This window comes from Acidiplasma aeolicum, assembly GCF_001402945.1.
GTDB classification, from domain to species: domain Archaea; phylum Thermoplasmatota; class Thermoplasmata; order Thermoplasmatales; family Thermoplasmataceae; genus Acidiplasma; species Acidiplasma aeolicum.
The window spans coordinates 1-5,934 of the sequence record NZ_LKBG01000295.1 but is presented as its reverse complement, the minus strand read 5'-3'; the positions used below and the strand labels follow the sequence as shown (position 1 = coordinate 5,934).

Annotated in this window: 7 protein-coding genes; 6 read left to right on the top strand and 1 reads right to left on the bottom strand. The window is 29.9% G+C overall.

The genetic code is table 11. The features are described 5' to 3' along the window. Positions 1-32: 32 nt before the first annotated feature. From AOG54_RS09420 to AOG54_RS09395, 6 genes are all read left to right on the top strand, one after another. Complete coding sequence (locus AOG54_RS09420) at positions 33-1,208, top strand: hypothetical protein (protein WP_055032658.1); 1,176 nt, start codon at positions 33-35, stop codon at positions 1,206-1,208. Continuing rightward, positions 1,208-1,729, top strand: coding sequence for a hypothetical protein (locus AOG54_RS09415; RefSeq protein ID WP_052656652.1), 522 nt, complete (start codon positions 1,208-1,210; stop codon positions 1,727-1,729). The genes AOG54_RS09420 and AOG54_RS09415 overlap by 1 nt, the downstream gene beginning before the upstream one ends. After that, complete coding sequence (locus AOG54_RS09410; protein ID WP_055032657.1) at positions 1,729-2,214, top strand: hypothetical protein; 486 nt, start codon at positions 1,729-1,731, stop codon at positions 2,212-2,214. The genes AOG54_RS09415 and AOG54_RS09410 overlap by 1 nt, the downstream gene beginning before the upstream one ends. Then, positions 2,190-3,146 (top strand): AAA family ATPase, encoded by a 957-nt coding sequence (locus tag AOG54_RS09405; protein ID WP_048100888.1) that lies wholly within the window; start codon positions 2,190-2,192, stop codon positions 3,144-3,146. Before AOG54_RS09410 ends, AOG54_RS09405 begins: the two co-directional genes overlap by 25 nt. Then, positions 3,143-4,435, top strand: a complete 1,293-nt coding sequence (locus AOG54_RS09400; protein ID WP_055032656.1) for a DUF58 domain-containing protein — start codon at positions 3,143-3,145, stop codon at positions 4,433-4,435. Before AOG54_RS09405 ends, AOG54_RS09400 begins: the two co-directional genes overlap by 4 nt. Before the next feature lie 267 nt (positions 4,436-4,702). Then, complete coding sequence (locus tag AOG54_RS09395) at positions 4,703-5,269, top strand: hypothetical protein (RefSeq protein WP_156324242.1); 567 nt, start codon at positions 4,703-4,705, stop codon at positions 5,267-5,269. Here AOG54_RS09395 and AOG54_RS09390 read toward each other — a convergent pair. Next, positions 5,259-5,579: a rhodanese-like domain-containing protein gene (locus AOG54_RS09390; protein ID WP_048100891.1), complete on the bottom strand. Its 321-nt coding sequence runs from the start codon at positions 5,577-5,579 to the stop codon at positions 5,259-5,261. The genes AOG54_RS09395 and AOG54_RS09390 overlap by 11 nt on opposite strands. Positions 5,580-5,934 lie beyond the last annotated feature (355 nt).

The following is a 5,934-nucleotide window of genomic DNA, read 5'->3' as shown; positions in this document are numbered from 1 at the left end:
TATTTATGGAAATAATTAATATTATTATATAAATGGATAAGAAAAATTTATTCATAGTTTTAAGCGTAATAATTGCGGTATTAATTATTTTCCCATTGGTATCCATTGCATATCCCTATGAAAATCCCAATCATGATGTAATTGTACATCATGATATTAACATACCAAAACAATTTAATCTAACAATAATATATAAAAACGGAACCAACCCAGTGTCAGGTCAGCAGTTTAAGGCCAATATTACATATGATGGCCGAACTCAAACCTACACGGGCATCACAAGTGCAAACGGTAGCTTCACATTTAGATTACCACAGGCAGGTCAGTATAAAATTACAACGAAATTTTATAATTATTCCACATCAACAATAATAAAAAATGTAACTGGAAGCACGTATGTTAATGATAACGTTGCACTGCTTAAAGATTTTAATTATACTGTTGAGTTGAGAAGCTTTCCATTAAATGGAAATGAATCAGTTAATATTAAAGGATTTACAATATCCAGGTATGGGGAAGATATCAAATATAATGTTCAATCGAATAATTCAGGCACATTCTTTAATTTTAAGGCGCCTCAGGGGAATTATACTTTTACATACAATAATAAACATTATGTCAGCACATCTTTTATTAAATATATACATTCAAATGGCACATTTGTTAAAAATATAACCGCATACCTGCTCAATGTTTCATCAAATCTTTCAGTTATTTATAATGGTGTTAATGTTACCAACAATAACACCTTTCTGGCCAGTGCGGGTCTGAATTCATTAAATGTTTATTATGGAAATATACTGGTTAAGGTGATTAACATTGATTTAAACTCAACAAATCCATATAAGTATTTAAGTATAACCGATGCCAATGCCTCAGTACAGCTAACCCAGGATGTATATACGGTTTCAAATAATATAACCACAGTTACCTATAATACGACATCAATAAATGGTGTATTGATAAAATTCAACTTCCCATATGACCTTAATAATTCAAGCATATCAGTTAATGGGAAAACAATTGCGTTCAATGTGAACGGAAATAATTATTCACCAAATTCTGGATTATATGAAAATGGTCCAATTAAGGTGGTTACCAAAACTCCCGGAATTATTAGTCCAGAATCCTCAAACGGCAAATTAACAAACGGTATGCTTTATTACATCAAGATTTCATACACCACAGAGAGTGAGGTGGAAAAATAATGATTTTTAAAAAGGATAAAAAAAGTAATAAAGTTATTGAACAAACAGTGATTAAAATAAAAACAGTTGATGACATACCTGTTATTAAAGAAATGCGTAAAATGTTGGGCAATGGCAAGGTTAAGGATGCAATAATTTTCGGATATAATTCAGTGCTTTCAGATTATATTAAGAGTTTCGATGGGAGCGTGAAGAAAAATGGATCAAGCAGGGAATTTATAATAAATCAGCTCAACAATCTTGGAATAAAGGTTGAACCAGGTGAGGGTCTGGTTAATAATAATAAATTAATTGAGGCGTTAAATGGCATAGATGTGCCAGACAAAAAGGATAATACAAAACAGAATATTAATCAGCTTTATGCTTTAAAAAAACTTGCCGTTTTTTACCTTAATTATTATGAACCGGCCAGATATGGTATTTTCGATGAAAATATAAATTCAGAGGAGATAATATCCAAAATTAAGGATGTTTATAATTATATGGATATCATGGCATTATTTTATAACGATCAACAATGATGTATACTATACTATTTCTTGACATAATTTCGCTTTTAATCAAAAGATCATCCCTTATTTTTCTTTATCCTCTTTTAATTATTATTGTTGTTATAATTGTAATTGGTTTTAATTCCGTAATATATAAGTATAAAGATCCAGAAAACTCTGTAAAATCTGAAAAATTTAATATACCACAAAATCAATTTATTCATGAATATACAATGATCAGTTCAAAAAAGTATGAAGATTACATATCAAAAATGTCAAATGATGTTGATATGGTTTTAGACGAGGTAAAAAATTTTAGAAAATTAATGCAGAAATATGAAAAATATGCAGGATTGGCATCCAGTTCAACAGGCAGGCGCAGGCAAAGATTTATAAAAAGGGCAGAATATTATTCTGTTCAGGTAATAGAAAGCTATGAGAGATTAAAAAACATTAAAATGGATATCATAAATGAGGAGGCGTTTGAGGAATGGAGGCAGAGAGTATATCATTAATAGATAGATTGAATGATATAAACGATTTAATAGGTGATAAGGTAATAGGTTCCAGGAGAATAGTAAGGTTCATGTTTATATCATTGCTTACCGGTAATCATATATTACTTGAGGGCGTTCCAGGACTTGCAAAAACAATGCTTGCCGATGAATTCTCAAAGCATCTGGGCGTTGAATTTAAAAGAATACAGTTCACACCGGATATGTTGCCATCAGATATTACCGGCAATATGGTATACAATCTGGAATTGAAAAAAATGGAATTCCGGAAGGGTCCTGTGTTTGCGAATATTATACTTGCAGATGAAATTAACAGAACACCTCCAAAGGTTCAATCAGCCCTTCTGGAGGCAATGGAGGAAAGGCATGTGTCAGTCTATGGTGTAACATACCCCCTGCCGAGGCCATTTTTTGTTATAGCCACACAAAATCCTGTGGAGCAGGAGGGCACATTCCCCCTTGCAGAGGCTTTAATGGATAGGTTTCTTTTTAGATATTTTTTAACCTATCCCTCACAGGACGATGAATTAAAAATACTGGAATCAACCAGCAGGAATAACAACCTGGAATATTATAAACTGGGTGCTGATAATATTGAGTTTCTAAAAAATGAGGTTAAAAATGTTTATGCATCACATGACATAATGGAATACATTGTAAACATAATAAGGCAGACAAGGGAAAATTCAATGGTTTATCTTGGTGCAAGCCCAAGAACCGCTGTAAAATATCTAAGTGCTGTTAAGGCAAATGCACTTATTAGCGGAAGAAATTATGTTATACCTGAAGATGTTATATATATGGCCCATGAGATATTTAACCACAGATTAATACTTAGACCGGAATCACTAATTGATGGAGAAAATAATTATCAGGATATATTATTCAGGGTTATAGATAATATTTTATCATCCGTTGAGGTTCCAAGATGATAAAAAAGCTTGGGTATGTAATTATAACTGCAATTCTATCCGGTCTGCTGGAATCAATAATTATAGGATATTCAGGATACATAATATTCACTTTAATTTTATTTTTTATTGTATCTTCAGATATAATTTTCTTTAATTATTCCTCGGCAAGATATCTGTCAAATATAGATATAAGGAGGGAGGTTAATACACAAATATTCAGGAAAAATAAAACATTTGAAATTAATATTGTGTTTAAAAACAATAACAATAACGATGTAAGCTTCTATTTTTTTGATGAGGCCCTTGACATTTTAAATATATCAGAGAATCACTCTGGAATTATTAAAATAAGGAAAAAGTCCACTGTAACAAAAAAATATGAAATCACGCCCAGATACATCGGGAAATATTCACTTGGTGATATAACCATAATCATGAGGGACATATTCGATCTGGCATATTCTGAAAGAAAATACTGTAATACCATGGAAATTAAAATATATCCATCAGCCAATGATATAAGGTCTCAGAGAACAGAAATGCTAAGCAGTTTTATATATACATACGGAATCCATTACTCAAAAAAGGCAGGCCAGGGCTATGACCTCTACGGTATCAGGCCATATACTGAAAATGATGATTTCAGATACATAGCTTGGACAAGATATGATGAGTCCAATGATATATTAATGGTCAAGGAAATGGAGGAGGAAAGAGAAATAACTGTAATATTTTTACTTGATTACAGCAATTCCATGAATTTTGGTGGGGATGATAAAATATACGATAAAACTGTAACAAATATAATAAATGCAGCATATTATATGGTAAAAAACCGTGATAATGTTGGATTTTTTATATATTCCAGCGAACACAATTATTTTATAAAACCGGATAAAAGCGGAAATAGTATTAAGGATTTTGAAACCAAAATAGCATCAATACTTCCCGGTGGAGATTTTGATTTTGAATCTGCAATAAAAATACTTAATAAAAGAACAGGAAAAAAACCATTAATCTTTGTAATGACCGCATCAGATATAAATATAAAAAAGCCAGAATATGCATTTAATGTTATTATATTTATTATAGACCACACATCATTCTATAATTATAATCCAAGTGAACCACTACAGGATTTGTTAATGAGGGGGCTTTATTCATCACAAATTTCAAGGCTCAGGCTTGTTAGAAGCAGTATTATAAGAATGGGTTACAGGGCAGATGTTGTTCAGGATAAAACCATGCTGCCCAAGATAATGGAAGAGTATAATTATGCAAGAAGTATCAATCTGGGGGCGGTTTAAATAAGAATCAACAACCTTATATTATATCCCATTTCTGTATTCATATTTGCCCCACAGATTTTTATAACCTATTTTTTATTATTACATACATACGCTATCCTGGACATTCAAATATTTATAATATTACTTCTATTTTATTTATTTTTCCATTTTATAAAAAAATACAGGTATTATTTTGCACTGGCATTTTTGGTTTATCTATTACTGACAATAATATCCATGAATCCCATTCTATTTATGAAATATAAATTATTATATAATTTTTTTATGTTATTTCCAGAATTTAAGATAAATACTGGATTTTTGTTAACCCTTGCACTGCTAATTGACATTGTTCTGATTATACATGGTATTACCTCCAGTTCATTCGCGGGCGTCATTGGATCCTTTGTATCCTCAGCGGGAACATCATTATTTGAATTTCTTTTAATTACATACACCTTAATATATTCGTTATCATACAAAATAGCTTTTTATACTGTTGGGCTTGAATACTCAGATAATCTTAAAAATTTAATCGAGTACGGTGGTGAGAGCAATACAATATTTTCAATTTTACCTCCGGGAAACGCCCATATAATCTTGTATTTATTTTCAATATCACTGGCAGCATCAATAATCTGGCTGTATGTAAATTCTAGATTTAGGGACAGCTCCATAGGCTCCTATTCCATATTATTTGGCATTTTATTTGGATATATATTTTTTGTATTAATAACATACCTTGCAAAATATAAAATTCAGTTTTTATTTATGTCCATAATAATAATTTTAATGCTTATAATTATTTCAAGATCCAACCGTACCTCAAGAAAAATTAATATTAATCATTAACAATCTCATAATCCTGCATTTCCCATCCGTAAATTCCATTATAAAGATTAAAAATGTTTTTATAACCATTTTCTTCCAGAAATTTTGCCGCATAAAGGCTTCTGTGGCCGGAACTGCAAACAAGAATTATTTTTTTATTTTCATATTTTTTTAATAAATCAGGATTATTAAAGATATCAAATACCGGAATTAAAATAGAATTTTTTATATGGCCATACTCATATTCAAACGGTTCCCTGACATCAATTATTACTGCATCATCATTATTTAACATTTCATTTAATTCCTGTGGAATTATCTGATATACCATGGAAATAAATTTAAAAAAAATATTTAATCTTTGAATTATGAATTAAACTACAAATTATTTTTATCTCTTAGGTAATATTTTATGAAAAGCCCTCATTTTTTCATGTTGAAAATATTGAGGAGAGTTGGGATATCCTTATAACTATGGAAAAATTCAGGCTTCATTGAAATATATAAAAATGTAATTCAAAATAATATAACTTATGAGGTTTTTGATGCCTTTTTTATTATTAATGATACTGTTATAAAACCCAGAAATAATGATGTAAACAAAATATAAAAATTATTTATTAAAATTGAAAACATATTTATTATAAGGACTATAAATGTAACAAATATAATATATTTAAAATATG

Excerpts from the sequence above, each read along its gene's own strand:
- AOG54_RS09420 (WP_055032658.1), top strand. The coding sequence starts at position 33 with ATGGATAAGAAAAATTTATTCATAGTTTTAAGCGTAATAATTGCGGTA.
- AOG54_RS09415 (WP_052656652.1), top strand. The coding sequence starts at position 1,208 with ATGATTTTTAAAAAGGATAAAAAAAGTAATAAAGTTATTGAACAAACA.
- AOG54_RS09410 (WP_055032657.1), top strand. The coding sequence starts at position 1,729 with ATGTATACTATACTATTTCTTGACATAATTTCGCTTTTAATCAAAAGA.
- AOG54_RS09405 (WP_048100888.1), top strand. The coding sequence starts at position 2,190 with ATGGAGGCAGAGAGTATATCATTAATAGATAGATTGAATGATATAAAC.
- AOG54_RS09400 (WP_055032656.1), top strand. The coding sequence starts at position 3,143 with ATGATAAAAAAGCTTGGGTATGTAATTATAACTGCAATTCTATCCGGT.
- AOG54_RS09395 (WP_156324242.1), top strand. The coding sequence starts at position 4,703 with ATGTTATTTCCAGAATTTAAGATAAATACTGGATTTTTGTTAACCCTT.
- AOG54_RS09390 (WP_048100891.1), bottom strand. The coding sequence starts at position 5,579 with ATGGTATATCAGATAATTCCACAGGAATTAAATGAAATGTTAAATAAT.